The organism is Nocardia sp. NBC_00881, assembly GCF_045207455.1.
GTDB lineage: Bacteria > Actinomycetota > Actinomycetes > Mycobacteriales > Mycobacteriaceae > Nocardia.
Window position 1 is genome coordinate 8064946 of the sequence record NZ_CP108798.1, and the last position, 26419, is coordinate 8091364.

Here is a 26419-nt window from a genome sequence, read left to right on the forward strand (position 1 = left end):
TTGAACGAGCCACCTCAACGCAACATGAACAGGTCCGGTCCGCCCGGCCGATGTCCCGCAGCCCGAGGTCGAGTGGTGCACCATCGTGCGGCTTTTCGTGGTCTGCCGCAGCCAGGTGTCATGCGCTGGGAGGTCGACCAGGAACCGGACGTCATGATGGGAAACGCCACCCGAGAGGTGGAATCGAGATCAGCTCGCGGCGGTGTCCGGGATGCGCGCGGCCTCGGGGCGGCTGCCGCTCGGCACGCCCTTCTTCAGGCTTGCGGCATAGACGTCGACGTACTCTTGACCGCCGAGCTGCATCAGCTCGTACATGACTTCGTCCGTGACAGCGCGCTCCACGAAGCGGTTGCCGCCCATGCCCTCGTAGCGGGAGAAGTCTATGGGGGCACCGAACTTGACGGTCACCTTGCGGCGGCGCCAGCGGAACGGTCCGGGCGGGCTGACCTCGTCGGTGCCGATGACAGCGACCGGGATCACTGGGACACCTGTTTCCAGAGCGAGGCGGGCCATCCCGGTCTTGCCTTTGTACAGGCGACCGTCGGGAGACCGGGTTCCCTCCGGGTAGAGGCCGACCAGGCGGCCCTCGTCGAGGAGCTTGCGGGCCGCGTTGAGCGCGTCCTCGGCGGCATCGGCGCAGCTACGGTCGATCGGGTACTGGCCAGAGGCGCTGAAGAAGAACTTCTGGAGCCGGCCTTTGATGCCCGGCGTGCGGAAGTACTCGGCCTTTGCCAGGTAGTTGATCCGCCGTGGGCTCACCAGCGGTGCGAACAGCCAGTCGGCGAAGGAGAGGTGATTGCCCGCCATGATTGCCGGCCCGTCCGCCGGAATGTTCTCTACACCCTCGACCGTAGGTCGGTTGTAGAGATGAATGAATGGTCCCAGCAGCACGAACTTCAGCAGCCAGTAGAACATGACGTCCTTCCCCCGGGACCGGGATAGTAGCGGGCACCTATGTCAAGTGCCGACTTTACCGCTGGTGTCAGATCACATCCAACCGCTGCGGCGAATCTCACCACACTTCCGCGGAGACGCCGAGGAATAGCTACGGTCGGCGTGTCGCCCGCAGGCGATCAAGGCCTGTCAATGACTGGTTCGCGCCACCCCGCGAGGATTTCCGGCTGCCCGCGGGCAACGCCGCCCTGGCCAGGTCGGCGGCGCCGATCATGCTTGCCGCCTCGCCTAGCTGCGTGGTCCGAATCCGGGCCAGCGGCCGATGTCCCGCGCCGGTGACCGCACGCGCGTACTCCTCTCGCGCCTCGTCCAGGAACAGCGGCGCCGAACTGCCGACGCCGCCCGCGATGACCACGAGATCCGGATCGAAGATGTCGCTGACGAAGGCGAGCCCCAGCCCGAGCCATCGCGCGAAGTCGGCCATCACCCGCAGCGCGAGCGGGTCGCCGTCCTGCGCGGCACCCGCGACCCGCCGTCCGGTCAGCGAGCCAGGATCGCGCATCACGTCCCTGGCCAGCACCGAGCGCACTTGATCGGTGGCCAACATCTCGATCGCGGTGTCGGCCAGAGCCGTTCCGCTGCAGTATCGCTCCCAGCATCCGCGTTTGCCGCATGGGCAGGCCCGGCCCTGGGGAACGACCTGTAGATGGCCGAGTTCCGGTGCGACGCCGTGCGTGCCCCGGTACAGCTGGCCGTCGATGAGCAGGGCGGCGCCGATGCCGGTGCCGATCGCGATGAGCACCACGTTGTGCCCACCCGCCGCGGCGCCGAACCGGTACTCGGCCCACATGGCGGCGTTGGCATCGTGCTCCAAGATCACGGGCAGCTCGAGACGCTCGGTGAGTTGCTGCGCGACCGGGGCGTCCTGCCAGGGCAGGTGCGGAGCGAATCGGACCGACGAGCGTTCGCCGTTGATGAACCCGGCGACGGCCAACCCCACCGCGCCGATCGGGTGTTTTCGGCACAGTTCGCGGACGGCGCGGTCGAGCGCATCCTCCAGCGCCCGCGCGGAATGCGGCGTCGGCGCCTGGACAGTGTCGAGCACCTCGCCACCACCATCGATCACGGAGGCGCGGATGTTGGTGCCTCCTACGTCGATTCCGACGGTCAGCGATCGCGCACCGGTCATATGGCGTGTCATGCCTTGGTCGTCACGGGGATGTCGACGTAACGGGAACGGGCGGGGCCGTCCGCGTCCGCGCGCGTGCCGTGCCGGTGCTGCGCACCGGTTTCCGGGTCGGTGTCGGTTGGCATCACCGGTTCGACCGGTACCCCGGCCAACGCCTCGCGCAGCACGGTGACGATCGCGGTGCCGTGCTCGGCGACCGCCGCGAGCACCTCGTGATGCTCGCCGCGCACCAGCGCGGCGGCCGCACACACCGGGCACCAACTGCAACTCGACCATTCGACCTGTCCGTCGGCGGCGCGCCGCAGCACCGGCTCGACCCGCTCCAGTAATGCCTCGGCCAGCAGCTTCAGTTCCTCCACGAATTCGGCGATGCCTTCCGGCGAGGTCGCGTCGCCTTCCGGCGAGTGTGCGTCACCTGTCATGTCCGTGACCTTCGGAAGCGTGCGACCAGACCTGAGGGTCTGGCCGGAACCGGACCACCAGATATCCGCCGTCCAGCTCCGCGCCGTCGACCGCGCACCGCCGCAACACCGGCGCCAGGCGCATCCGACGGCGGACACCGTCCGCTCCCACGATCAAATCGTCCTCCACTCGGCCAAGGCGCAGTGTCGCGGCGTCGACCACCGGCAGGTGCATGCGCAGGGCGTATACCGACTGCAACCCGGCGCCCGATTCCCAACGAACCACCGGTTCGCCGGCACCCACGTCGACCTCCGTTTGATTGTCGCTCAGCATAAGCGCTGCATCGCCGAGGTTTCTCATCGAGTCCACTGCGTATGACAGCGCGGCCAGCGAACTCAGCCCGATCGGCTCCGGCCCGGCGTGCTGCGCGATTACTACCGGGATACCCAGCATCTTGCGCCGCAATTCGGCGATCACGTCCAGTTGTTCGCGGCACCGGTTCAGGTACCAGTGCACCGCAGGATTTTCGGCCTCGACCGGACCCGCGGGCGGCGCGACGTCGGGGAGCACCTTGTTCACCACCACGGCGTCCAGCCGCAGGCCGAGCAGCGCCGCGGCGGAACGCACCCGCTCGGACTCGGCCACCGCGACCCGCTCGGCGACCGTGATCAGCCGCGCCCCGGTGCGCCGATGGTCGGCGATCAGATCGCGAACCTCCTTGACCGCCTTGACAATTCGCTCGACCGTGGCCGCGAGCACGGCGCGGCGCAAATCGGTGCTGATCGCGCTCATCGCCCGCGCGTGTGGCGGCCAGATCCGCTCGACATAGCCCAATAGGGTGTCCGGCGCGGTGATGATGCGCAGCATGTCCGCCGACGGCGGGCAGTCGACGACGATCAGATCCCAGTCGCGCTCCGCGGCGAACTCGGCGATCTCGACCAGCATCAGCAGTTCCTGCACACCAGGCAGCCCGGTGAGCTCAGCGGGGTCCAGCGCGGCGATATCGATGCCGTGATCGTGCCCGTGACCGGTCGAGATCAACCGCACCACCTCGCGGAACCGGTCCTCGAGCAACGCGAGTGAATCCACCTCGATCACGTCCAGACCGGGCAGCACGGTCGCGACGCCGGCCACGGTGCCCGGATCGTGCGGGAAGCGGAAGCCGAGCGCGTCGCCCAGCGAATGCGCCTGATCGAGCGAGGCGACCAGCACGCGGCGGCCCGATCTGGCCTCGGACATGGCGGTGGCACACGCCAACGTGGTCTTGCCGACCCCACCCTTGCCGATGAACAGCTCGACGCGGGTCTCCCGCGCGGTCAGTCTTCGACCCGTTTCTTCAGTTCCTTCAGCGCGGTGTCGGTGATCACCTTCTCGGCCTTGCGCTTGAACATGCCGATCATCGGGATGTTCAGATCGACGGTCAGCGTGTAGACGACTTCCGTGCCGCCGTCAGGCTGATCGATCAGCTCGTAGGTGCCGTTCTGTGCTTTCTGCAGTTCACCGCTGAGCAATGTCCAGCTGACCGCCTTCTGGTCGGCCCGCCAGACATAGGACAGGACATAACTGTCCTTGACCACCCCGGCGTCCAGAACGAACCGCGCGGTCTTGGCCCGGCCGTCCGGCCCCTTCTCCAGCACCTCGACGGATTTCGCCGCCGATACCCACTCGGGGTAGGACTCCAGGTCGGCGATGACGGACATCACCTGCTGCGACGGGGCCTCGATGATGATCGACCTCTGGGTCCTGTCGGCCATGCGGACAGCGATTCCTTTCAGCGTCGGTGCTAGGGGCATCAAGAGACCTGCGCGGGTGGGACACCCACCGGACGGCCTGCCTCCAGCCGGGACTTCAGTTCGAACGACATCGTCTTGCCCGCGACCCGCCGCGCCCGGTTGGCCGCGGCGAGCTTGCCCGCGGGCAGTGCGGGCTCCGGCTCGGCGTGCAGGAAGTAATGCAGGATCACCCCGTCCAGCGAGGGCTCCAGCCACACCTCCATGGTTCCGGTCAGCGCGCCGGTCAGCGACCAGCGGATTCCCTTGTCGCCCCGGTCCTCCCGGACCTCCAAGGTGAGATCCGGCCACCAGCGGCGCCAATTGTTCGGCCCCGCCAGCAGGTCGGCGACGGCGGCTCCCGGCGCCGCGACGAAAGTCTGATCTGCGACCTGGATACTGCTCACTCCGCTGAGCGTAATGGATCCGACGCGGATCACCGCAGCAGCTGTCGCAGGCGCGCGCCCAGGCTGTCCCAGCGCCACTGCTGCTCGACGAACGCGCGACCCGCGACGCCCATCCGGGCAGCGGCATCCCGATCGGAGAGGATTTCCACCAGCGCGTCGGCGATCTGCTGCACCGAGCGGCCGTCCACCACACGACCGGTCTTACCCTCGATGACGGTTTCCGGCGCACCGCCGGAATTGCCCGCCACCACCGGAACACCGGATGCGGACGCCTCCAGGTAGACGATGCCCAGACCCTCGACGTCCAGACCCGCGCCCCTGGTCCGGCACGGCATCGCGAACACATCGGCCACTGTGTGATGCGCGGCCAATTCGCCGGACGGAACTCGGCCGGTGAACACCACGTCGTCGGTGACGCCCGCTGCGATCGTCAGCGTGCGCAGCTTCTCCTCGAAGGGACCACCGCCCGCGATCACCAGCACCGCGCCCTTCACCCGCTCACGGATATCGCGCATCGCGAGAATCAGCGCGTCCTGCCCCTTGCGGGGAACCAGCCGGGACAGGCACAGGATCGTCGGGCGGTCGTCCAGGCCGTAACGGTCGCGCAGTTCCGCGCGCGCCGCCGGGTCCGGACGGAACACCTCGGAGTCCACGCCGGGCGGCAGATACTCCAGCGCCGCATTCGGCCCGAACGCCGAGGCGAACCGTCTACGGGTGTAGCGACTGACGTAAGTGACAACGTCGGTGTGCTCGCCGATAGCTCGCAAGGCCTGCCTCGCACCGGGCAGCATCGACCAGCCGACCTCATGGCCATGCGTGCTGGCGAGGATGCGCTCGGCCCCCGCGCGGCGCAGCGCAGGGGACATCAGCGCGAGCGGCGCCGCAGCGCCGAACCAGACCGTGTCGCACTGCTCGCTGCGTAGTAGACGCGCGGCGCGGCGAAGCACGAGCGGAGTCGGCAGCATCAGCGTGGTGGGGTGGCGGACCACCTGGAACTTTTGCTTGGCATCGAACGTCAGATGACTGTCGCCGCGCCAGCGCGGGGCGTAGACCACCAGGTCGTCGGGCGGCAACTCCCCGGCCAACGCCTGCAGGTAGGACTGGATACCGCCCGGCCGTGGCGGGAAATCATTGGTAACCAGGAGAGTTCGGGCCATGCGCAACAAAATACTGTGTTTGTTTTGCCACGCCTGCGGCGCGGCGTGTTCGCGGCCCCCTGATGGCTCGCGTCCGAGCGACCGCCGCTGGCGACTTCGTCGCGGACGCGGCGGCCACTCGGACGCGAGCCGGGCCGCGAACGGTCATGCCAGGTCTCGCTTCGCTCGGAACCGGGGGTGGGCCGACGGGTTGTGTTGGGCGGGACGCGAGTGGATGTGCGCCGCTGTAAGCCGACGACCTCCTTGATGAGCGGGCCGCGAAGGGTGTTCGGAACACTTGCGCCCAGCCAACTGGAGGTGTGGTGAGCGAGCTGTCGGGTTTCGGGGCGGGCTTGCGGACCGTCGGCGGGTCACGTTGTTCCGGCTTGAAGCCAGGAGCGCCAGTCGGTGATGAAGTCGGCGCGGGTGGTGCCGAGGACTTCGCGCAGGATGCGGTCTTCGGCGGTGGTGTCCTGCTTGGCCGCGGCGATTCGGTGGTAGAGCTGTACCAGGTGGGGCTGATCGTACTTTTCGGCGACGAAGGCGCAGACGGACCAGGCCTTTTCATAGGTGAAGGCGGCGTAGGGGCCGGAGAATTCGGCGTCGGCCGGGAGGTCCTGCGGAAGATCGCCGGCGCTGGCGTGCGCGGTGACGGTGGGAGCGACCTCGGCGAAGCGATGACCCCGGCCGTGGTAAGCGGTGTAGTCGGCGAATCCCTCCAGCATCCACAGAGGTGCGCCGTCGACGGTCTGAGCGCGGGCCGCGACGTGGGTGAGTTCATGGCGCAACAGGGTCGTGAGACCTTCGGGATCCAGGCGTCGGCCCGTGTCGGGGCCGAAGACGACCCGTTGGCCGGTGGGTCGGGTGCCCGGCGTGACCGGGTCGGCGACCGACGCAGCGGCGACCTCAGAGGGCAAGAGGCTGCCCGCGCGAACCAGGGCGGCGAATTCCGAGGGGGAGGATGCGACAACCACCAGCGCGGATTGTGCCCAGTCCGGGCCCCATACGTCGGTGACCGCGGTGGTGGCGTCGGCGAGTTCGCGTTCCAGGATGTCGATTTCGATCCGCTGGGCAGGATGGCCGACGACCAGGGACTGCTGTCCGTCGCCGGTCGGCACCGGGAGGGCGACAACCGGTCCGAACGGTTCGACGATGCGGCGCACTTCGGCCAGCCGCGGATCGGCGGCCGCGACCTGCCCGACAGTGTCGGTCGTGGCCGGATGCGCCGCCCGCAGCTTCGACAGCGCCGAGTTCGGCAGCATGAGCAGCGCGCCGCACACCACGGTCAGCAGCACCACCATCCCGACGGTGAGACAGAATTCGAATCGCCGCCGCGCCGACCACCAGTCGCGCAGCCGCCGCATGCCACTCACGACTCGCTGTGTGGTGCGTCGCGCCGACTGCCCGGCTCGATCACGCGGTTCACTCGCTGACGCTCGCTCACGACTGCGCTTCGCTGACGCTCGGCTCCGTCGTGACCGAGCGATGCTCGGCTGTGCCCACGGTTCACTCGCTGACGCTCGCTCACGACTGCGCCTCGCTGACGCTCGGCTCCGTCGTGACCGAGCGATGCTCGGCTGTGCCCACGGTTCACTCGCTGACGCTCGCTCACGGCACCTAGTATCGCCGAGCCGAATGGAATGGTGTCGAGCTCATTGGCGCTACGGCGACCGGGACGCCGAAGGTGGAGGCGTGCAGCATGAGGCCGTTGCCCGCGTAGATGCCGACGTGCGAGATGTCGGAGTAGAAGAATACGACGTCGCCGGGCTGCAGATCCTTCTCGGCGACAGGTGTGCCAAAAGCAGCCTGCTGCGAGCTGGTGCGTGGCACGTTTTTTCCGACCTGTTTGAACGCCCATTGGACGAGGCCGGAGCAGTCGAACTGGCTCGGGCCGGTGGCGCCCCAGACATAGGGGTCGCCGACACGGGTGAGCCCGGCGGCCAGCGCGCTGGTGCCACTGCCGGGGACGAGGCCCTGCAGCAACGTGTCGCGGTCGAAACCGGGGGGGAACGGCGAGCCGGCCAGTGCCGACTTGTCCTTGGTGGACAGCGCGCCCCACGCCTGCACCACCTGGGCGATGGCGCCGCCCAGGTCGCTGCGCTTGCGTTCCAGATCGACGCGCACCGCGTCGGCCTTCTCGGCGGCCGCGTGGGCGGCATCGGCGGCGGAACGGGCGGTCGTTTCGGCCCCGTGGGCGGCGTCGGTAGCTTTCTTGTAATGGTCGAGCTGCTCGGAGGTTTGCGCGGACAGCACGTCCAGCGTGGACATCTGGTCGAGCAGCTGCTGGGGGGAGTCACTGACCAGCACCGCGAACAGCCGGTTGGTGCGTGCGCCCTGATAGGCGGCGATCGCGGTGCGGTCGATGACAGGCTGATACCTGCGTACCTCGTCGCGGGCGCGGTCGACCATGTCGGTGCTGGCGTCGAGCTTGGCGTCGGCGTCACGCTGGACGGCGAGCTTCGCGTCGAGGTCGGCCTGCGCGCCGAGGGCCTGCTGGTTGAGCTGCTCGGATTGGTGAGACAGGTCGATCATCTGCTGGACGGCGTCAGTGGCCGTCGCGGGTAGTGCGACCGGATCCGCTCCGGCAGGACCGCCACCGCAGAGGGCGGTGGCCAGGGCCCCTGCCGCGAGGGTGGCTGCCGCCAGACGTTTCGTGCGATGTCCCCGGTGATGTCCAGCCACAGCCCGCGGTGCCCCGTTCTCTCGTGAAGCGATCTCTCGTGAAACCGACGCAGAGGCCTTCGTCGATGCCGGAGGTTTGCGATGCTCGACCCCGGGGTAATCGATGAAAGGTCTCGATTAGATTACGGAACGGCGCAGGTCGATGTCCAGTAGAGAACGAAACGATCACACGCCCGTCCTGGGTCCCGGGGCGCTACGCAAGGTCCGATCAGCGGTTTCTCAGTAACGACGGGCGCCGGCTACTGGCATCGAGGAGATCGGCGCGACCTGCACAGGCGTTCCGGAGGTGGACGCGTGCACGATGTTGCCGTCACCGGCGTACAGGCCGGAGTGGCCGCCGCCGTAGAACGAGACCACGTCACCCCGCTGCAGGTCGTCGAGCGACACCGGGGCACCCGAGGCGAGCTGCGCGCCGCTGGTGCGCGGCAGCTCCATGCCCGCCTGTCGGTAGGACCACTGCACCAGGCCGGAGCAGTCGAACGCGTCCGGGCCCGCGGCGCCGTAGACATACGGGGCGCCGACCTTGCTCATGGCGGCGTCGAGGGCGACCTCACCGGCCGTCGTCGTGGGGGCGAAGAACGGGAGCGGAGCCGGAGCCGGCAGCTGAAGGCCCGGGATACCCTGAGGAATCTGGATCTCGTTCGGGACCTCGATGGTTCCCACGCCGGGGATGGTCACCGGCTGGGCCGACGCGGGGGCGGCGGGCAAAAGAAACGCGCCGATGGTGGCAGCGCCGACGGCCCCGGCGGCAACGGCACGCTGAGCCTGTCGCTTGACGGTGTTGGTCGTCATGATGCGGTACTCCCAATCTGCCTCACGACGCCGCACCCGGTGGTGCCGCGGACTTCGTCGGGGCCGCACCGACTCGGTGCGACGGACTCCGTGAGGTCTCGAAAAGATTACGAACGCATCACGGTGATTTGTAAAGCCATCAGAATCCGAAACGTGGACGATCGCCTGATTTCGCGGCTAATTGGTGTGAGATATGTCCCAGCAATCACGGAAAGATAACGACAGCGCGATATCGGAAAGTGGCCGTGTCGCCACTTCGGTGGACACCCGACGGGAAGGGCTACCGTTCGATGTCGCACCATTAACTATTTCCCCAGTTCAACGCCTTGCATTCGATCGCAACTGTGGGGTGGTCGCCCGCTCGGGCGCCGGTGCGCCGCAGCCGCCTTCTGCGGTAGGGGGAGGCTGCACGTGCGCAGCCGTACACGCCCGGGCATCTGATACATATTTATCTACAATGTGATCTGTATCACTTTGCAGCATCTCTAGATCATTTAGCGGGTAACTGGGTGAAATCACCATGGAGTAATTCGACATTTCATGGTGTCCATCGTGTGCCTGTTCCTGTCGTACCGGGGCTCTACGCTGCACGCCGTGTCCGACCCCGCGCCGCGCAAGGCCACCGCACAGCAGTTGGCGTTCGATGATCTCGACACACCGCTCTACGGCACCACCTTCGTGGTCGTGGACCTGGAGACCACCGGGACCAGCCCCGGCACCGATGGCATCACCGAGATCGGAGCGGTGAAGGTGCGCGGTGGCGAGGTGCTAGGCGAGTTCGCGACGCTGGTCAACCCGGGGCGCGAGATTCCGCCCGCGGTCGTACACGTCACGGGTATCACCACCGCGATGGTCTACGCCGCGCCCCGGATCGAGGCAATCCTGCCCGGCTTCCTGGAGTTCGCCGCGGGGGCCGTACTCGTCGCGCACAACGCGCGGTTCGATATGGCGTTTCTGCGCGCCGCCGCCGCGCAGTGCGACACTCCCTGGCCCGTCGCGCAGGTGTTGTGCACGGTGAAGCTGGCCCGGCGGGTGCTCGGCCGCGACGAGGCGCCCTCGGTACGGCTGAGTTCGTTGGCCCGGTTGCTCGGCGCCGCCACTCAGCCGACCCACCGTGCCTTGGACGACGCCCGCGCGACCGTCGATGTGCTGCACGCGCTGATCGGCCGCGTCGGCAACCAGGGTGTGCACAGCTTCACCGAGTTGCTTGACTATCTCCCCGGCGTCACGCCCCAGCAGCGCTCCAAGCGCTTCCTCGCCGCTGGTCTGCCCGCGGCCCCTGGTGTGTACCTGTTCCGCGGCCCTTCCGACGAAGTCCTCTATATAGGGACGGCGGTGAACCTGCGCCGTCGCGTCCGCAACTATTTCACCGGTTCGGAGACCAGGGGGCGGATGAAAGAGATGGTGTCGCTGGCGGTTCGGGTCGACCACGTCGTATGCGCGCACGCGCTCGAGGCCGGGGTGCGGGAGCTGCGACTGCTGATCGCGCATACCCCGCCGTATAACCGGAGGTCGAAGTTCCCGAAGCGGGCGTGGTGGCTCACCCTGACCGACGAGCCATTCCCCCGGTTTTCGGTGGTCCGGGATCCGAACCGGGATGCGCTGGGGCCGTTCAACTCTCGTAACGAGGCCACGGAGCTCGGGGTGACCGTCGCCGAGTTCACCGGTCTGCGCACCTGCACAACGCGGCTGTCTCGGCGCGGGGTCCACGACTGCCCGCCCGCGCTCGTCGGTGGGTGTCCGGCGGGCTCGGATGGGAGGCGGCTCGATGCGGTGGAATACGCTCCCGCCGCCGCGGCGGTGCGCGCGTTGTTCGCCGGGCGCTCCGACGCACCGCTGCGGTCTGTCCTCGATCGCCTCGAAAGCCATTCGGACGCGGAGCTTTTCGAGGCGGCTGCGCGCTTGCGAGACCGCGTCGTCATGGTGGTGCGCGCGCTGCACCGCACCCAGCGGCTCGCAGCGGTGGCGCGCGTCGCCGAGCTGATCGCGGCGCATCCGGACGGCAACGGCGGTTGGGAGTTCGCCGTCATCCGCTACGGACGCCTTGCGGGTTCCGGTACCGCACCGCGTGGCGTTCCGCCGATGCCGATTGTGGAGCAGATCGTTGCGACCGCTGAAACAGTCGTTACCACAGGGGATTTCGTCAATATCGAGCTCGACGAGGCGTCTGCTCGCCGCGCCACGCAGCCTTCCGCGGGGATTACCGGCCTCGGGCAGGTCTCGGCGCCCGGCTCACCCGCGAATGCTCCTCCGCTGCGCGGCGCCGCACCGGAAGAAGTGGCCTTGATCGTGCGCTGGCTGGCGCGGCCGGGGGTGCGGATCGTGCGCACCACCGAGGGGTACCGCGAGGAGATGTACAGCGCGGCGCGGTGGCTGGGCTGGGCTGCATTGGCCGACGCGGCGGCGCGTGCCCAACCCAGCGAGCAGGCCTACCTCGACCGCTTAGGCTGAGCACCATGATTACCGCGATCGTCTTGATTCACGCCGATAACGGCCACATCCCCGAGACCGCGCAGGCGGTCGCGGACACCGAGGGCGTCACCGAGGTCTACTCATGCGCGGGTGACGTGGACCTGATCGCGCTCGTGCGGGTGCGCGACCACGAGCAGATCGCTGAGGTGGTGACCGGTCGGATCGATAAGACCCCCGGCGTTTTGCGCACCACGACCCACATCGCGTTCAAGTCCTACTCGCGTGCCGAGGTGGAGGCGGGCTTCTCGCTCGGGGAATAGTCCCACCGGCGGATCAGTTCGACCCGCACGCTCTCGGCCGGAAAGAAGGTGTGCTCGTCCGACGCGGTATGGCGGCCACATCGCCAGAGCGTTCGGGCGAGTCGTAGGGACGAGGCTGGCGGGACACCGATGCGAGAGGAGGGCGGGGTCTCAGCTATCGCCGAGCATCTGTGTCAGCTTCACCCAGCGATCGAGCAGGGCGGCCGACTTGCCGGTGTCGATCGCGTCGGCGGCGCGTTCCATCCCTGCGGCGAGCGCGGCGTGCAGGTCCGCCTCGTAGGTGCCTGCGCCACGGGACCAGTCGTAGGCCACGATCGCGGCAGCCGAGTTCAGCAGCACGGCATCGCGGACCGCGCCGCTGCCGCCCGCGAGCACGTCGCGGGCGACGCCCGCATTCACCTCGGCATCGCCGCCGCGCAGCGCGTCCAGGTCGACGCGGGGGATACCGATGCGGGCGGGGTCGATGGTCGTCTCGCGGATCTGCCCGCCGGAGACGACCCACGCGGTGGTGGTGTCGGAGGTGGTGATCTCGTCCAGCCCGTCGTTACCCCGGACCACCAGCGCGCTCGCGCCGCGTTCGGCGAACACGCCCGCGATCACCGGGAGCAGCTCGGCGAACGCGCAGCCGACCAGCCCGGCCCGCGGCTGCGCCGGGTTGGTGAGTGGGCCGAGCACGTTGAACACGGTGGGGATGCCGATCTGGCTGCGCGCCGCGCCCGCGAATCGCAGGGCGGGATGGAACACCGGCGCGAAACAGAACCCGATGCCGACCTCGCGCACGCAGCGCGCTACAGCCTCCGGTCCGAGCGCGAGTCGCACACCCAGGGCCTCCAGCACGTCGGCGCCGCCGCTCTTCGACGATGCGGCCCGGTTGCCGTGCTTGACCACGGGAATCCCGGCCGAGGCGACGACGATCGAGGACATCGTGGAGATGTTCACCGAGCCAGAGCGGTCGCCGCCGGTCCCGACGATGTCGACCGCGTCGCCCTCGATGTGCACCAGGCGGGCGTGCTCGAGCATGCCCGTGGCGAGGCCGGTCAGCTCCGTGGGCGTCGGGCCCTTGATCTTCATGGCGACGCCGAACGCGGCGATCTGTGCGGTGGTGGCGTTGTCGGACATGATCTCGTTCATCGCCCATGCCGTGTCGTCCGCGGCCAGGTTGCCACCGTCGGCGAGGGTTCCGAGCACCTGGGGCCAGCTGCGCACGCTCATTCCACATCTCCCGTCACACTGGTTCCCGCACCAGTTTGTCGGGAAGCAGCCTAGTCCGCGACCGGTTATGGGCGGGGGTTCGGTTGCAGAGCGTCCCAGCCGTCGGTGGTCCCGTCGTAACGTTGGGCGAGACCGGCCATGCGCGAGCGCTCCTGCGAGCAGTGCAGCGCGTCGAGCAGTTGGACTCGCTGCAGGATCAGCGTCTCGAGTTCGTCGGTGCCCGGCCCGCCGACCTGCGGCGCGGGCGCGTATCCGTCTTGGGCGGCGATCACGCAGACGGTCTCGATATGCCGGGGCGGGATGCGCAGATGGTGCCGCAACACCGCGGGTGCGTCCGTCAGCGCGGTGGCTCGCTCCAGCGCTGCCGAACACGCCTCCGCGTCGTCGAAACTGGACGCCACCACCACCAGATCGGCCCGGCTCGGGTCCAGTGTCGCTCGCTTGCCTCGCCCGAAGATCCGCCGCCACGGTCGTGGTCCCACAGGTGCCTCCATCTCAGCTTTTCCTTACTCTCACCTGCCATGCTTGCGATGCGTCCGTCCGGCCGCGACCCGGCGATGTACGCCGATGCCTGGTCGAGAGCCTGTCTGTCCGTGCGTTTTCCGACAAGGAGCGGCCAGTTTCGCACCCGGCTACTCCTGTCGTACTACGACGAGTCATACTTACCCCCGTGACGACCGCAGTAGGGACCCCAGGATCGGCCATTACCCAGCGTGTGCACTCGCTGAACCGGCCCAACATGGTCAGCGTCGGTACCATCATCTGGCTGTCGAGCGAGCTGATGTTCTTCGCAGGCCTGTTCGCGATGTATTTTGTCGCGCGCGCGCAGGCGAACGGAAACTGGCCGCCGGAACCGACCGAGCTGAACCTGAAGCTTGCCGTGCCGGTCACGGCCGTGCTGGTCGCGTCGTCCTTCACCTGCCAGATGGGCGTGTTCGCCGCGGAGCGGGGCGACGTGTTCGGCCTGCGTCGCTGGTATGTCATCACGCTGATCATGGGCGCGTTCTTCGTCGGTGGCCAAGGCTACGAGTACACGAACCTGGTCCACGAGGGCACCTCGATCGCCAGCAGCGCCTACGGCTCGGTGTTCTACATCACCACCGGCTTCCACGGTCTCCACGTCATCGGTGGTCTGATCGCATTCGTGTTCCTGCTGCTCCGCACCAAGGTCAGTAAGTTCACTCCCGCGCAAGCCACCGCGGCGATCGTCGTCTCGTACTACTGGCACTTCGTCGACATCGTGTGGATCGGGCTGTTCGCCACGATCTACTTCGTCCGCTGAGCCGGGCCAGACCCAACAAGCTTCTGCACAAGTCGGTTCCGTCTACTCCAAAGGGACACAGATGAGTTCATCTCCCCCGTCAGCGCCAGAGCCCGCGAGCCCCGGGAACGGCGAGGCCAGCAAGACGCGCAGGCAGCGCCGCGTTCGCCGTCGCATCGCGGGCGGGCTTGCGTTGCTGGTGGGCCTCGTCGGAGCTGGCTTTCTGGCATCGGCGCTTACGCCGGACCCACAGCGCGCGACCGCGAATGAGGACCAGTCCGCGCTGATCCGCGAGGGCCAGCAGCTCTACGACACCTCCTGCATCACCTGCCACGGCGCGAACCTGCAGGGTGTGACGGACCGCGGTCCCAGCCTGATCGGCGTCGGCGAGGCGGCCGTCTACTTCCAGGTGTCCTCCGGACGCATGCCGATGGCCCGTAACGAGGCCCAGGCGCAGCGCAAGCCGCCGAAGTTCGACGCGCACCAGACCGACGCACTGAGCGCGTACGTGGCGGCCAACGGCGGCGGCCCGACCGTCCTCCGCGACGCGAACGGTGAAATCGCGCAGGAATCGCTGCGTGGCCCGGACGTCGCCCGTGGTTCCGAGCTGTTCCGGATGAACTGCGCGTCCTGCCACAACTTCACCGGACGCGGCGGTGCGCTGTCCTCCGGTAAATTCGCGCCGCCGCTGGAGCCCGCCAGCGAGCAGCAGATCTACGCCGCGATGCTCACCGGTCCACAGAACATGCCGAAGTTCTCCGACCGTCAGCTGAGCCCGGAAGAGAAGCGCGACATCGTCGCCTACGTAAAAAACGCGACCGAGGAGCACAGCCCGGGCGGTTGGGATCTCGGCGGTTTCGGTCCGGCGACCGAGGGTCTGGCCATCTGGGTGGTCGGCATCACCCTCGTCGTCGGCGCCGCGATGTGGATCGGATCGAGGTCATGAGCGAGCGCAGCGAGCGAATCGTCGGCACAGCGCGCTTCGCGCATGCTGGAGCCGAGCGCAGCGAGGTGGAGGCATGAGTGAGCGCAGCGAGCGAACAATGAACACAGCCGAGTTCTCGGTCATGGCGGAGCCGAGCGTTAGCAAGGCGGAGGCATGAGCGAAAAGGAGCGAGACGACATGGGTCGGCCGGATGAGGGCCACGACGCTGAGCCGTCGAACGAGCAGTCGGCGCACGCCACTCCGGCGGAGCCGACCGAGGCGGAGCTGGACGCGATGTCGCGCGACGAGCTGGTCGAGCTCGGTACCGCGCGCGACGGTGTAGACGTCGCCTACCGGCGAGAGCGCTTCCCGATCCCGGGCACCCGTGCGGAGAAGCGCGCCGAGCGTGCGGTGACCTTCTGGTTCGCCATATCCGGCATCGCGGCGGCCGTGCTGGTCGGCGTGTTCCTCTTCTGGCCTTGGGAGTTCAAGGGCAAGGAAGAAGAGGGCCACGGGCTCTACTCCCTGTTCACCCCGCTGGTCGGGCTCAGCTTCGGTATCTCGGTGCTGGTCATCGGCGTCGCGGTGGTGCTGATCCGCAAGCTGTTCATCCCGGCGGAGCTGTCCATCCAGGACCGGCATGACGGTCCATCGCCCGAGGTCGAGCGGCGGACCCTGGTCGCTGAGCTGCAGGACGCACTGGACACCTCGACCCTTGGTCGCCGCAAGATGATCACCCGCACCGCGGGCGCCGGCGTGGGCGTTTTGGGCATCGGCGCGCTGCTGGTATTCGTCGGTGGCATGATCAAGAACCCGTGGGCCAAGGGCGATAAGTCGCCGCTGTGGGTCTCGGGCTGGACGCCGGACTACCCGGGCGAGACCGTCTTCATCCGCCGCGACACCGGTCGCCCGGAGGACATCGTTCTGGTGCGTCCCGAGGATATGGACGCGGGCGCCATGGAGACGGTGTTTCCCTGGAAGGAGAAGTGGCGTGGCGACGAGCACGCGACTCTGCAGTCGCTGCGCGGTATCCGCAACGCCGTCATGCTGATCCGCCTGCGTACCGAAGACGCGCAGAAGGCGATCAAGCGCAAGGGTCAGGAGAGCTTCAACTACGGCGACTACTTCGCCTACTCGAAGATCTGCACCCACCTCGGCTGCCCGACCTCGCTGTTCGAACAGCAGACCAACAAGATCCTCTGCCCCTGCCACCAGTCGCAGTTCTCGGCGACCGAATGGGGTAAGCCGGTCTTCGGTCCCGCCGCTCGCGCACTTCCGCAGCTGCCGATCACCGTCAACGCTGAGGGCTTCCTGGTCGCCAACGGCGACTTCATCGAGCCGCTCGGCCCGGCCTACTGGGAGCGTCGCTCATGAGTCCTTCTGTGGCAGCCCAAGCCAACGAGGCGGATGAACGGTATGTCGCCGCCGCGTTTCTGAAGCGGTCGATCAACAAGGTCTTCCCGACCCATTGGTCGTTCCTGCTGGGTGAGATCGCGCTCTACAGCTTCATCATCTTGTTGCTGTCGGGTGTGTATCTGACCTTGTTCTTCGATCCGTCGATGAGCGAGGTGGTCTACAACGGGGCCTACCAGCCGCTGCGTGGGGTGACCATGTCGCGCGCATACGAGACCGCGTTGGACATCACCTTCGAGGTGCGTGGCGGTCTGTTCGTTCGCCAGGTCCACCATTGGGCCGCGCTGCTGTTCGCGGCGTCGATCATCATCCATCTGTTCCGCATCTTCTTCACCGGCGCGTTCCGCAAGCCGCGGGAGGCGAACTGGGTGATCGGATCGCTGTTGTTGATCTTGGCGATGTTCGAGGGGTTCTTCGGCTACTCGCTGCCGGATGATCTGCTGTCCGGCACCGGCCTGCGCGCGGCGTTCGGCGGTATCACGATGAGTATTCCGATCATCGGCACATGGATGCATTGGCTGATCTTCGGCGGTGACTTCCCGGGCGAGATCATCATCCCGCGCCTCTACATCGCGCATGTGCTGCTGTTCCCTGGCATCATCCTGGCGTTGATCGCCGCGCATGTGGCGCTGGTCTGGTACCAGAAGCACACCCAGTTCCCCGGGCCGGGCCGCACCGAGAACAATGTGGTCGGCGCCCGTATCGTGCCGGTGTTCGCCGCGGATCAGGGTGCGTTCTTCGCCTTCACCCTCGGAATCGTCGGCATCATGGGCGGGGTGTTGCAGATCAACCCGATCTGGAACCTCGGCCCGTACAACCCGTCGCAGGTGTCGGCGGGATCGCAGCCGGACTTCTACATGATGTGGACCGACGGTCTGGCGCGTCTGATGCCGCCATGGGAGCTGTATCTGGGTCGCTACACGGTGCCCGCCGTGTTCTGGGTCGCGTTGATCATGGGGTTGGTGTTCACCGTGTTGATCGCCTACCCATGGATCGAGAAACGGCTCACCGGGGACACCAGCGCGCACCACAACCTGCTGCAGCGTCCCCGCGACGTGCCGGTGCGCACCGCCATCGGCGCCATGTCCATCGCGTTCTACGTGGTACTCACGCTCTCGTGCGTCAACGACATTGTCGCGCTGAAGTTCGACATCTCGCTGAATGCGACAACCTGGATCGGCCGTATCGGCCTGTTGATCGCGCCGCCGATCGCGTACTTCCTTACCTACCGGTTCTGCATCGGCCTGCAGCGCAGTGATCGTGCGGTGCTCGAGCACGGCATCGAGACCGGCGTGATCAAGCGGCTTCCGCACGGCGAGTACATCGAGGTACACCAGCCGCTCGGCCCGGTCGACGAGCACGGCCATCCGATTCCGCTGGAGTATCAGGGCGCCCCGGTGCCGAAGAAGATGAGCAAGTTGGGTGCGGCGGGCAAGCCGGGCACGGGTAGCTTCCTGCGCGCGGACTCGTGGCAGGAGAGCGATAAGCACTTCGAGATCGAACACGAGGAAGAGCACAGGCAGCTGAAGGTGCTGCAGAAGGCTCAGGAGAAGGCGAACGGCAAACACAGCCACTGACCCGCGTGCGCACGACGGCCCCGAGTCGAAACCGACTCGGGGCCGTCGCGTATCACGATGGGGGTGTCACAGGCGTGGCGCCGAGCGGCGGGCCGCCTCGATGGCCTCGAACTTGGCCAGATTGTGCCGGGCGTCAGCCAGCGCGTCGTGCGCGTCCGGGGGGACCGGCGGGAGTTCGGGACGGCCGTGCGCCTCCCAGTGCTGACGCAGCTCGTTGGTATAGCGCGGCAGCGCGGTGGGAAGGTCGACCATGGAACCCCACAGCTGGCACAGCGCCACGTGGTCGTAGGCCGCGACCCAGGCCCACAGCTCCGGCTGGATGCTCGGTCGTGGCAGCAGGAACTCGTAGAGCTCGTCGCGGATCTGCTGCCTGCTGCGCCAGAGCGGCGACGACGGCGGAGGTAGCTGCGGCAGAACGTATTTGCGTACCCATGGGCCAGCGCGACCCGGATCGAATTCGGTGGACACGGCGTAGTACTCCCGGCCGTCCTCGCAGACGAAGCCGATGGAGATCAGATCGATGGTCCTACCATCCTCGATGAATTCGCAGTCATAGAAATACCTCAAGCAAGCTGCCTCTCTGATATTTTGCCGGCAAGAATTCGGCGGCACCCGGACGGCATGGCGACCGACGGTCGCTCTCCAGATCGGTGCATGGCACGATGCGTCACCTTACGTCGGGTCCATCGGTGGTTGCTACACATGGGTACGGAATCACTCCACCCTTGGGTGGGGTGATTCCAGCCCTGGTACTGGGTACCTCTTCGATCCGGACGGTCCGTATTCTGGGACCTGTGAACTGGACCGTCGACGTACCCATCGATCGCCTACCGGAACTGCCGCCGCTGCCCGCTGAGCTGCGCAGGCGGTTGGATGACACGCTGGCACGCACCGCGCTGCAGCAGCCGTCCTGGGATCCGGAGCAGGCGGCCCAGATGCGGACCGTGCTGGAGAGCGTGCCGCCGATCTGCGTGCCCGCCGAGGTGGAGGAGCTGCGCGAGCAGCTGGCCCAGGTCGCCCGTGGCGAGGCATTCCTCATGCAGGGCGGTGACTGCGCGGAGACGTTCGCCGACAACACCGAGCCGCACATCCGCGGCAACATCCGCACCCTGCTGCAGATGGCAGTCGTGCTCACCTACGGCGCGAGCCTGCCGGTGGTGAAAGTGGCCCGCATCGCGGGGCAGTACGCCAAGCCGCGTTCCTCGGACATCGACGCCCTCGGCCTCAAGTCCTACCGCGGCGACATGGTGAACTCGCTGGCCGCCGACGCGGCGATGCGCGAGCACGACCCGTCGCGCCTGGTCCGCGCCTACGCCAACGCGAGCGCCGCGATGAACCTGGTTCGTGCGCTCACCGGCGCCGGCATGGCCGACCTGCACAAGGTCCACGACTGGAACCGCGACTTCGTAGCCAAGTCGCCCGCGGGCGCTCGCTACGAGGCGCTGGCCGCGGAGATCGACCGCGGCCTGGCCTTTATGACCGCCTGCCGGGTGACCGATCCGAGTCTGAAGTCGGCCCGCATCTACGCAAGCCACGAGGCGCTCGTGCTCGACTACGAGCGCGCGATGCTGCGCCTGAGCGAGAACGCGATCGGTGAGCCGGTGCTCTACGACCTGTCCGCGCACTTCCTGTGGATCGGTGAGCGCACCCGCCAACTAGACGGTGCGCACATCGCGTTTGCGGAGCTGATAGCCAACCCGATCGGTCTGAAGATCGGCCCGACCACCACGCCGGAGCAGGCGGTAGAGTACGTCGAGCGGCTGGACCCGAACAACGAGCCGGGCAGGCTGACCATCGTGTCCCGGATGGGCAACACCAAGGTACGCGACGTGCTGCCGCCCATCATCGAGAAGGTGCAGGCCACCGGCCACCAGGTGATCTGGCAGTGCGACCCGATGCACGGCAACACCCACGAGGCCTCCACGGGCTTCAAGACCCGTCACTTCGACCGCATCGTCGACGAGGTGCAGGGCTTCTTCGAGGTGCACCACGCGCTGGGCACGCATCCCGGCGGCATGCACATCGAGCTCACCGGCGAAGACGTCACCGAATGCCTCGGAGGCGCCCAGGACATCTCCGACCTGGATCTCTCCGGCCGCTACGAGACCGCCTGCGACCCGCGCCTGAACACCCAGCAGTCCCTGGAGCTGGCCTTCCTCGTCGCGGAGATGCTGCGCTGAGCCGTGGTCGGCGCACCGCTCGCATCCGATGAGCAGAGGTTCCCGCCTGCATCGGCAGGTCCCTTTTCGTGGCCGCGGGCGTCCGCCGGTCTGCGGGGCGACGTGCGTCCCGCACCAGCGGCCATGCCGTTCCTGCTGTCCGACCTTGGTTGTGCCCGGTATCGACGGATCAGGGGAGCGCGACCAGAGAGACGGTGCTGCCCGTCTCGAGGTTGGCGCCGATAGCAGGTGCCTGCGAGATCACCACCGACGAATCCGACCGCGCGAGCTGGCTGACCTGCACCTGCAAGCCCATACCTTCCAGACGGGAACGGGCATCGCCGACGGTCGTGCCGAGCACACTCGGCATCTTCAGTGCGTTGGAGACGAGCAGGGCGACGCCGTCGCCCGACTGCACCGTCGTCCCCGCTGCGGGATCGGTGCCGATGACGTGATCGGCCTCGACCGTGCGATCGAACTGACTCCGGTTCTCGCGCACGGTGATTCCGGACGCCGTGAGCATCTTCACCGCTTCCGCGGTGGGGCGGCCACGCACGTCGGGCACGCGCACCGGCTTCGACCCTTTGCTGCGGAACACCTTCACCTGCGCGCCGAGCGGGAGCACGGTCCCCGGCTTCGGATCTAGTCTGGCGACGGTGCCTTTGGGGGCGGTGTTGGATTCCTCACCGGCGTCGATCGGCTGTAGCCCGGCATCTCGGATCAACTGGTTGACCTTTGACACCTCGTCACCCGGGTGGATATCCGGAACCCTGGGTTTGCCGTTGGAGACCAGGACCGCGACCGTCGACCCCTTGGTGACTTTGGACCCCGCCGACGGATCACTGCCGACCACGCCGCCGACGGGGATCGTGTCCGACGCCTTCTGCCGTATCTCGGTGTCGAAACCGGCATCCTGGAGTGCGGCAACCGCCTTGTCGGTGTCCAGCCCGGCGACCGGCGGGACCGCCGAGTAACGGCCGATGCCGAGCCACCACCCGCCGATACCTACCAGCAGCGTGAGGATCGTGACGATCGCCACCCACAACCACACCATGCGGCGCGACTTGCCGAGTTCATTGCCGTAAGCCGAATACGGCGGCACCGGCTGTGCTTGGCGCACCGGCTGCGGCTGGTCGTAGCCGTCCGGCCGACCATAGTCGAGTCGGGGCCGCTGCGCGGTAACCACTTTTGTGTGCTGCACGGGCTGCGGTGTGTGCGGCTCGAACGCATGCGCCCCGGCCGGCTGACCATCCGGCGGCACGGCCCGGTAGCTGGCGCTGAGGTGCTCGGCGGACTCCTGCGGCGCGGGCACCCGGTAGGCAGGCAGTTGCAACTTCGCGCCGATGTGCCGCAACGCGGCGGCCATCTCGTTCGCGTCGGCGAACCGGTGCGCGGGCTCGCGCGCGGTGGCCTTGGCGACCAGCTCGTCGAACTCCGGCGGCACTCCGGCGATGAATCGGCTCGGGCTCGGCACGTCGTTCTCGATACGCTGGTAGGCCACCGACAGCGAGGTGTCGCCCGTGAACGGGACCTGGCCGGTGAGCATTTCGAAGATCAGCAGACCGAACGAGTACACGTCGCTGCGTGAATCGGCGGTGCCGCTGGTGACCTGCTCCGGGGACAGGTAGGCGGCGGTGCCCAGAATGACGCTCGCCGAGGTGGTATTGGCCGCCGCGACCGCGCGTACCAAGCCGAAGTCGGCGATTTTCACCTCTCCCGCATCGGAGATCAGCACATTCTCCGGCTTGACGTCGCGATGCACCAGCCCGGCGGAGTGCGCGACACCGATCGCCGCGAGCACCGGTTCGGCGACGGCGCGCACCGCATGCGGCGGCATCGGCCCGCGTTCGCGCAGCAGCTCGCGCAGCGTGCCACCCTCGACCAACTCCATGACCAGGAAGGGATGGTCGCCGTCGATGCCCTGGTCGTACACCGCGACCAGCGAAGAATGCTTGAGTTTGGCGACGGCGCGCGCCTCGAACTCGAACCGTGACAGGAACTGGGGATCGCCCGCGAACTTCGGGTCCATCACCTTGATGGCGACCGGGCGGTCCAGGCGGGTGTCGACCCCACGGAACACCATCGACATTCCGCCGCGGGCGATCGGCGCATCAATCCGATAGCGCCCTTCCAGCATCTGGCCGATCAAGTGATGTCCTCCGGCTTTCGCAAAGCTCTCACCCCTCGCGTACCTGCGACAAGCGATCAGCCGCCCCGTGCGGCACTCACGATGGTATCGACCGAACCGCCCTGGGTGTCTCACGACGGGCGACCAGGAACCGTCTACCGTTGTCCGGGTGAGTGCATTCCCCTGCAGTGATGACGTCCTTCCGCAGTCGGTGGCCCTGGTGCCGCTGCCCGAGGTGGCCGACCGACTCGGACTCGTGGTGACCCGGGTGCATCAGATGCTGCGTGACCACCAGCTCATCGCCGTCCGCAGAGGCGGCGTGGCGGGCGTCCCCGAGCGATTCTTCGACGACACCGGCGCGGTGGTGAAGCCGCTGCCCGGCCTGATCACTGTGATGCGCGACGCCAAGTACACCGACGAGGAGATCCTGGAATGGATCTTCACCGAGGACGAAAGCCTGCCGGGCAAGCCGATCGATGCCCTACACGGCCCCCTCGCCAGGGAAGTGCTGCGCCGGGCGGCGGCCGACCCGTTCTGAATTTTTGGCCGCGCGGGCGCGGCGTGTTCGCGGCCCCCTAATGGCTCGCGTCTGAGCGACCGCCGCTGGCGACTTCGTCGCGAACGCGGCGGCCGCTCGGACGCGAGCCGGGCCGCGAACGGGGAATGCTCGGTCTCGCTGCGCTCGGAAACGGGAGTCGGGCCGATGGGGTTGTGTCAGGAGGCGAGCGCTGTGTTGCTTGTGGCCGCGCCTGCGGGGCCGTGTGCGCGGCCCTCTGGTGGCTGGCTTCTGGTGGGCGACTGCTGATGGTGATTTCGTCGCGGGCGCGTTGGCCGCTCGAACGGGAGCTGGGCCGCTCGGATGTGGGGCCTGGTTTATCCAGCTGGGCGGCTCAGGGGCGCGGTGACCGGCGGACGAGGTCGCGGGAGGTTAGTTCGACTGATGCTCGGTCAGCGGTGGAGTCGGTTGCGCACCGGCGCGGTGGTGAATTCGATCGCGGCTACATGTAGTCGACGGTGGCGGGGGACCTGAGCGCGTCGCTCGAAGACGGCGTAGTCGGAGTGTTCGATGCTATGCAGGATGTCGGCGTAGAGGGTGGCCGCGGTGCGAATGGCGGGGCGCACGCGCGGCTCGAGCAGGTCGATGCCGGGTGCGGCGCGGCGGTAGAGGTCGCGGTTTACCGCGATGAGGTGGGCAAGGGCCCGGCGGACACGCGCGTCGGTGTGTCCGGTTCGGCGGCACTCGGCGAGGAGTTCGTCGTGGACGCCGAACGCCGCGAGGTCGTCGGTGGGCAGGTAGACACGGCCGCGATCGAGATCCTCCGCGACATCGCGCAGAAAATTGGTGAGCTGGAATGCTTCGCCGAGGGCTGCGGCGCCCGGTTCGGCCTCGGAAACCGGGACGACCGTGCCGAGAACCGGAAGCAACTGCAACCCGATCGCGGCCGCGGAGCCATGCATGTACTCGCGGAGCTCGGACATGCTGGCATACCGGTCCCGGAAGTCGACGGTGCCGGGCACATCCATCCGCATAGCACCCAGAAACGTCCAAAAATGCTGGACCGCGATGCCATAACGCTGGATGGTGTCCGCGAGAGCCGCCAGCACGAGCGTGCCCGGCTGGATACCGGCTTCCCGCGCGGTCGTGCGTCCGAATTCGGGCGAGCTCGCCCCAACCGCAGGGGCCGGGATCGACTGCCACTCACCGTCTTTCCCCGCTACACCGGAAGGCATGGTACTCGCTCGCGCGTCGAGCGCGGTGCGCAGTCGCTTTTCGATCAGATCGAGTTGATCGGCCTGCCCGTGTCCGGCTGCGGCGATGTCTCCGGGCTGATCTGTGCGGTCGACGATGTCGTCCACCATCCGCGCGAACGCGTACAGGGCGTGGACCGCGCTCCGTCGCTCCGCCATCAGCAGCCTGGTGGCCAAAAAGTAGGTGCGGCCGTGGGTCGCGGCGATCTGCCTGCATTCGCGATAGGCGAGTGTGAGTTCGGCGTCGGTCAATAGGTGGTCGTCGGTCATGGAGCGGCGGGCGATGCTGAAGCGGTACTCGGTGGAGCGGCGCGCAACCGCAGCGGGTCCACCCTGCGCAGCGACAGCGCCGCCACCACGGCGGCGAAGGTCGCGGCGGCGACGTGCCAGAAGTTGTACAGGCCGATCGAGCCGTCCGGCTGGAACACCAGCATCAGCCAGGTGCACACACCGACCAGCCCCATCAGCGTCGTGGTGGACAGCGCGAACCCGGCGGCCAGTGCCAGCGGCCAGGAGTAGTACCAGGGCAGCGCGGCCGGGGAGAGGATGACGATCGCCACGAACGCGATCAGGATGCCGAGCACCGCCTCCCGCTCGCTGTGCCGGAACCGCCACCAGGTCCAGGCCAGCACCGCGACCAGCGACAGCGCGCACATCGCACGGGTCACCTCGAGCACCGACTCCAGTCGCAACGGGCTCACCCAGGTGACCGCATGCGCCAGGACGGTCGGCAGCGAAAGCCAGTTGATGATCTTCTTCGACCCGGACAACGCGGTCAGCCAGCCGATGCCGACGCCCGCGATCGCCGAGGCGGCCACGAACACCACCGCGAATACGCTCAGGCCGAGGCCCGCGATCTTGGCGAACATCAGCGCAGGATGCGGCATATCCTCGGTCGGCTCGGCGGCGTCGTCGGGCTGTTCGCTCGCGGGCAGGTGCGCCGGATCGCGTCCCACCCGCTGCGCCGCGCGGCGTTCGCGCTCGTGCAACATCCAGATCCACACCAGGAACGGCAGCGCGATACCGGCGGTCGCCTTGATGGCCACGCCCACCGCGACGACCACGATGCCCGCCACGTGGTGGCGCTCCAGCACCAAAGCGATGCCCGCGCACATCAGGCCCACCATCAGCATCTCGTTGTGTACGCCGCCGATCAGGTGGATCAGCACCAAGGGGTTCAGCACAGCCAGCCATAGCGCGACGGTCGGCTTCCCACCGAGGTGCTTGGTCAGATAGGGCACCGCCCACATCATGAGCGCGAGGCCGGGCAGCATGACGAACCGCATCGCGATGGTGCCCGCCACCACATTGTCGCCGGTTACGGCGGTGATCGCGCGTCCGAGCAACAGGAACACCGGACCGTACGGCGCGGTGGTGGTTGTCCAGACGGGGCTTACGTTGTCCAGCAGCACACCGGGATTCGCGACCGGCCCGACCTGGTAGGGGTCGAAACCGTCGCGCAGTAGCGCGCCCTGGGCCAGGTAGGAGTACGCGTCGCGGCTGAACATCGGCACAGCGAACAACAGAGGGAAGATCCAGACGCCGACGATCGCGCGCAGCTCGTTCAGGGTCACACCGGCGTCCGTACGGTCGCCGGTCCCGATCGTGGCGCGCCCGAGCCGGACCCAGGCGGTGACCATCAGCAGTACGCCGATCCAGATGCAGATGGTCGAGAGCGCGTAGCCATGGCCGAAGCGGAGCCAGGATAGGTGCACGGCCTCCAGCAGCGGGTCGCGTTTGCGGACGCTGCCCGCGCCGAACCCGCCGAAGGTGATCATGACGGCGCCGAAGAAGCCGAGCAGGGCGGCATGGCCTTCGGGGCTTCTGGCGAAGTCGGCGTAGGTGCGCATCCACCACAGGAAACCACGGGGGGTGGCCGATTCGCGGCGTGCCGAAGTGCTGGATGCGGGGCCGGTGGTGTCGGTGGAGGCGGCCTCTGCGGTGCGCGTTTCGGGGGATGCCATCTGGTGTCGGTCCCCCCGAGTGGTCGGC

Annotated in this window: 24 protein-coding genes; 8 read left to right on the forward strand and 16 right to left on the reverse strand. The window is 67.7% G+C overall.

Translation table 11 applies throughout. From position 1 onward, the window contains the following. Nucleotides 1–189: 189 nt before the first annotated feature. From OH799_RS34330 to OH799_RS34375, 10 genes are all read right to left on the reverse strand, one after another. The gene (locus OH799_RS34330) at nucleotides 190–915 is read right to left on the reverse strand and encodes a lysophospholipid acyltransferase family protein (protein WP_357272387.1); all 726 of its coding nucleotides are present in this window, start codon (nucleotides 913–915) and stop codon (nucleotides 190–192) included. 130 nt (nucleotides 916–1045) lie between these two features. Further along, nucleotides 1046–2083, reverse strand: coding sequence for an ROK family protein (locus OH799_RS34335; RefSeq protein WP_406273134.1), 1038 nt, complete (start codon nucleotides 2081–2083; stop codon nucleotides 1046–1048). A gap of 8 nt (nucleotides 2084–2091) precedes the next feature. Continuing rightward, nucleotides 2092–2505, reverse strand: a complete 414-nt coding sequence (locus tag OH799_RS34340) for a hypothetical protein (RefSeq protein ID WP_406273137.1) — start codon at nucleotides 2503–2505, stop codon at nucleotides 2092–2094. Then, nucleotides 2495–3805 carry an ArsA family ATPase gene (locus OH799_RS34345; RefSeq protein WP_406282847.1) on the reverse strand — a complete coding sequence of 437 codons (1311 nt, stop codon included), beginning with the start codon at nucleotides 3803–3805 and terminating at the stop codon, nucleotides 2495–2497. The genes OH799_RS34340 and OH799_RS34345 overlap by 11 nt, the downstream gene beginning before the upstream one ends. After that, nucleotides 3802–4239, reverse strand: a complete 438-nt coding sequence (locus OH799_RS34350; protein ID WP_406273140.1) for an SRPBCC family protein — start codon at nucleotides 4237–4239, stop codon at nucleotides 3802–3804. The genes OH799_RS34345 and OH799_RS34350 overlap by 4 nt, the downstream gene beginning before the upstream one ends. Before the next feature lie 38 nt (nucleotides 4240–4277). After that, on the reverse strand, nucleotides 4278–4661 hold the full coding sequence (locus tag OH799_RS34355) for a polyketide cyclase / dehydrase and lipid transport (protein ID WP_406273143.1): 384 nt from the start codon (nucleotides 4659–4661) through the stop codon (nucleotides 4278–4280). Between the two features lie 29 nt (nucleotides 4662–4690). Then, nucleotides 4691–5818 (reverse strand): glycosyltransferase family 4 protein, encoded by a 1128-nt coding sequence (locus tag OH799_RS34360; RefSeq protein WP_406273146.1) that lies wholly within the window; start codon nucleotides 5816–5818, stop codon nucleotides 4691–4693. Between the two features lie 350 nt (nucleotides 5819–6168). Then, complete coding sequence (locus OH799_RS34365) at nucleotides 6169–7161, reverse strand: hypothetical protein (protein WP_406282849.1); 993 nt, start codon at nucleotides 7159–7161, stop codon at nucleotides 6169–6171. 253 nt (nucleotides 7162–7414) lie between these two features. Further along, nucleotides 7415–8479, reverse strand: a complete 1065-nt coding sequence (locus tag OH799_RS34370) for an NlpC/P60 family protein (protein WP_406273149.1) — start codon at nucleotides 8477–8479, stop codon at nucleotides 7415–7417. Nucleotides 8480–8698: 219 nt separating this feature from the next. Further along, a complete protein-coding gene (locus tag OH799_RS34375) occupies nucleotides 8699–9271 on the reverse strand; it encodes a C40 family peptidase (protein ID WP_406273152.1) in 573 nt (190 codons plus the stop codon). A 594-nt stretch (nucleotides 9272–9865) separates the two neighbouring features. Here OH799_RS34375 and OH799_RS34380 point away from each other — a divergent pair. Beyond that, nucleotides 9866–11722 (forward strand): DEDD exonuclease domain-containing protein, encoded by a 1857-nt coding sequence (locus tag OH799_RS34380; protein WP_406273155.1) that lies wholly within the window; start codon nucleotides 9866–9868, stop codon nucleotides 11720–11722. Between the two features lie 5 nt (nucleotides 11723–11727). Next, nucleotides 11728–12003 (forward strand): Lrp/AsnC family transcriptional regulator, encoded by a 276-nt coding sequence (locus OH799_RS34385; RefSeq protein WP_406273157.1) that lies wholly within the window; start codon nucleotides 11728–11730, stop codon nucleotides 12001–12003. Between the two features lie 150 nt (nucleotides 12004–12153). On the opposite strand, the gene trpD is transcribed toward OH799_RS34385, so the two are convergent. Continuing rightward, nucleotides 12154–13215 (reverse strand): anthranilate phosphoribosyltransferase, encoded by a 1062-nt coding sequence (trpD, locus tag OH799_RS34390; protein WP_406273159.1) that lies wholly within the window; start codon nucleotides 13213–13215, stop codon nucleotides 12154–12156. A gap of 65 nt (nucleotides 13216–13280) precedes the next feature. Continuing rightward, nucleotides 13281–13709: a hypothetical protein gene (locus OH799_RS34395; protein WP_406273162.1), complete on the reverse strand. Its 429-nt coding sequence runs from the start codon at nucleotides 13707–13709 to the stop codon at nucleotides 13281–13283. Between the two features lie 176 nt (nucleotides 13710–13885). Between OH799_RS34395 and OH799_RS34400 the strand changes: the two genes are divergently transcribed. From OH799_RS34400 to OH799_RS34415, 4 genes are all read left to right on the forward strand, one after another. Then, nucleotides 13886–14497: a heme-copper oxidase subunit III gene (locus OH799_RS34400; RefSeq protein ID WP_406273165.1), complete on the forward strand. Its 612-nt coding sequence runs from the start codon at nucleotides 13886–13888 to the stop codon at nucleotides 14495–14497. A gap of 61 nt (nucleotides 14498–14558) precedes the next feature. Next, the gene (locus OH799_RS34405; protein ID WP_406273167.1) at nucleotides 14559–15422 is read left to right on the forward strand and encodes a c-type cytochrome; all 864 of its coding nucleotides are present in this window, start codon (nucleotides 14559–14561) and stop codon (nucleotides 15420–15422) included. Between the two features lie 177 nt (nucleotides 15423–15599). After that, on the forward strand, nucleotides 15600–16775 hold the full coding sequence (locus OH799_RS34410; RefSeq protein WP_406282852.1) for a ubiquinol-cytochrome c reductase iron-sulfur subunit: 1176 nt from the start codon (nucleotides 15600–15602) through the stop codon (nucleotides 16773–16775). Further along, a complete protein-coding gene (locus tag OH799_RS34415; protein ID WP_406273170.1) occupies nucleotides 16772–18391 on the forward strand; it encodes a cytochrome bc complex cytochrome b subunit in 1620 nt (539 codons plus the stop codon). The genes OH799_RS34410 and OH799_RS34415 overlap by 4 nt, the downstream gene beginning before the upstream one ends. 66 nt (nucleotides 18392–18457) lie before the next feature. Here the strand turns inward: OH799_RS34415 and OH799_RS34420 are convergent, their stop codons facing one another. Then, nucleotides 18458–18958: a polyadenylate-specific 3'-exoribonuclease AS gene (locus OH799_RS34420; RefSeq protein WP_406273173.1), complete on the reverse strand. Its 501-nt coding sequence runs from the start codon at nucleotides 18956–18958 to the stop codon at nucleotides 18458–18460. Nucleotides 18959–19185: 227 nt separating this feature from the next. On the opposite strand from OH799_RS34420, the gene OH799_RS34425 reads away from it, so the two are divergent. Further along, nucleotides 19186–20571 (forward strand): class II 3-deoxy-7-phosphoheptulonate synthase, encoded by a 1386-nt coding sequence (locus OH799_RS34425; protein WP_406273176.1) that lies wholly within the window; start codon nucleotides 19186–19188, stop codon nucleotides 20569–20571. 169 nt (nucleotides 20572–20740) lie between these two features. Here OH799_RS34425 and pknB read toward each other — a convergent pair whose 3' ends face one another. Next, nucleotides 20741–22699 (reverse strand): Stk1 family PASTA domain-containing Ser/Thr kinase, encoded by a 1959-nt coding sequence (gene pknB, locus OH799_RS34430; RefSeq protein ID WP_406273179.1) that lies wholly within the window; start codon nucleotides 22697–22699, stop codon nucleotides 20741–20743. A 148-nt stretch (nucleotides 22700–22847) separates the two neighbouring features. Here pknB and OH799_RS34435 point away from each other — a divergent pair, with 148 nt between their 5' ends. Next, nucleotides 22848–23216: an Rv2175c family DNA-binding protein gene (locus OH799_RS34435; protein WP_357272424.1), complete on the forward strand. Its 369-nt coding sequence runs from the start codon at nucleotides 22848–22850 to the stop codon at nucleotides 23214–23216. A gap of 410 nt (nucleotides 23217–23626) precedes the next feature. Here OH799_RS34435 and OH799_RS34440 read toward each other — a convergent pair whose 3' ends face one another. Then, nucleotides 23627–24697, reverse strand: a complete 1071-nt coding sequence (locus tag OH799_RS34440; protein WP_406273182.1) for a phytoene/squalene synthase family protein — start codon at nucleotides 24695–24697, stop codon at nucleotides 23627–23629. Beyond that, the gene (locus tag OH799_RS34445) at nucleotides 24694–26391 is read right to left on the reverse strand and encodes an alpha-(1->6)-mannopyranosyltransferase A (RefSeq protein ID WP_406273185.1); all 1698 of its coding nucleotides are present in this window, start codon (nucleotides 26389–26391) and stop codon (nucleotides 24694–24696) included. The genes OH799_RS34440 and OH799_RS34445 overlap by 4 nt, the downstream gene beginning before the upstream one ends. Between the last annotated feature and the right edge of the window lie 28 nt (nucleotides 26392–26419).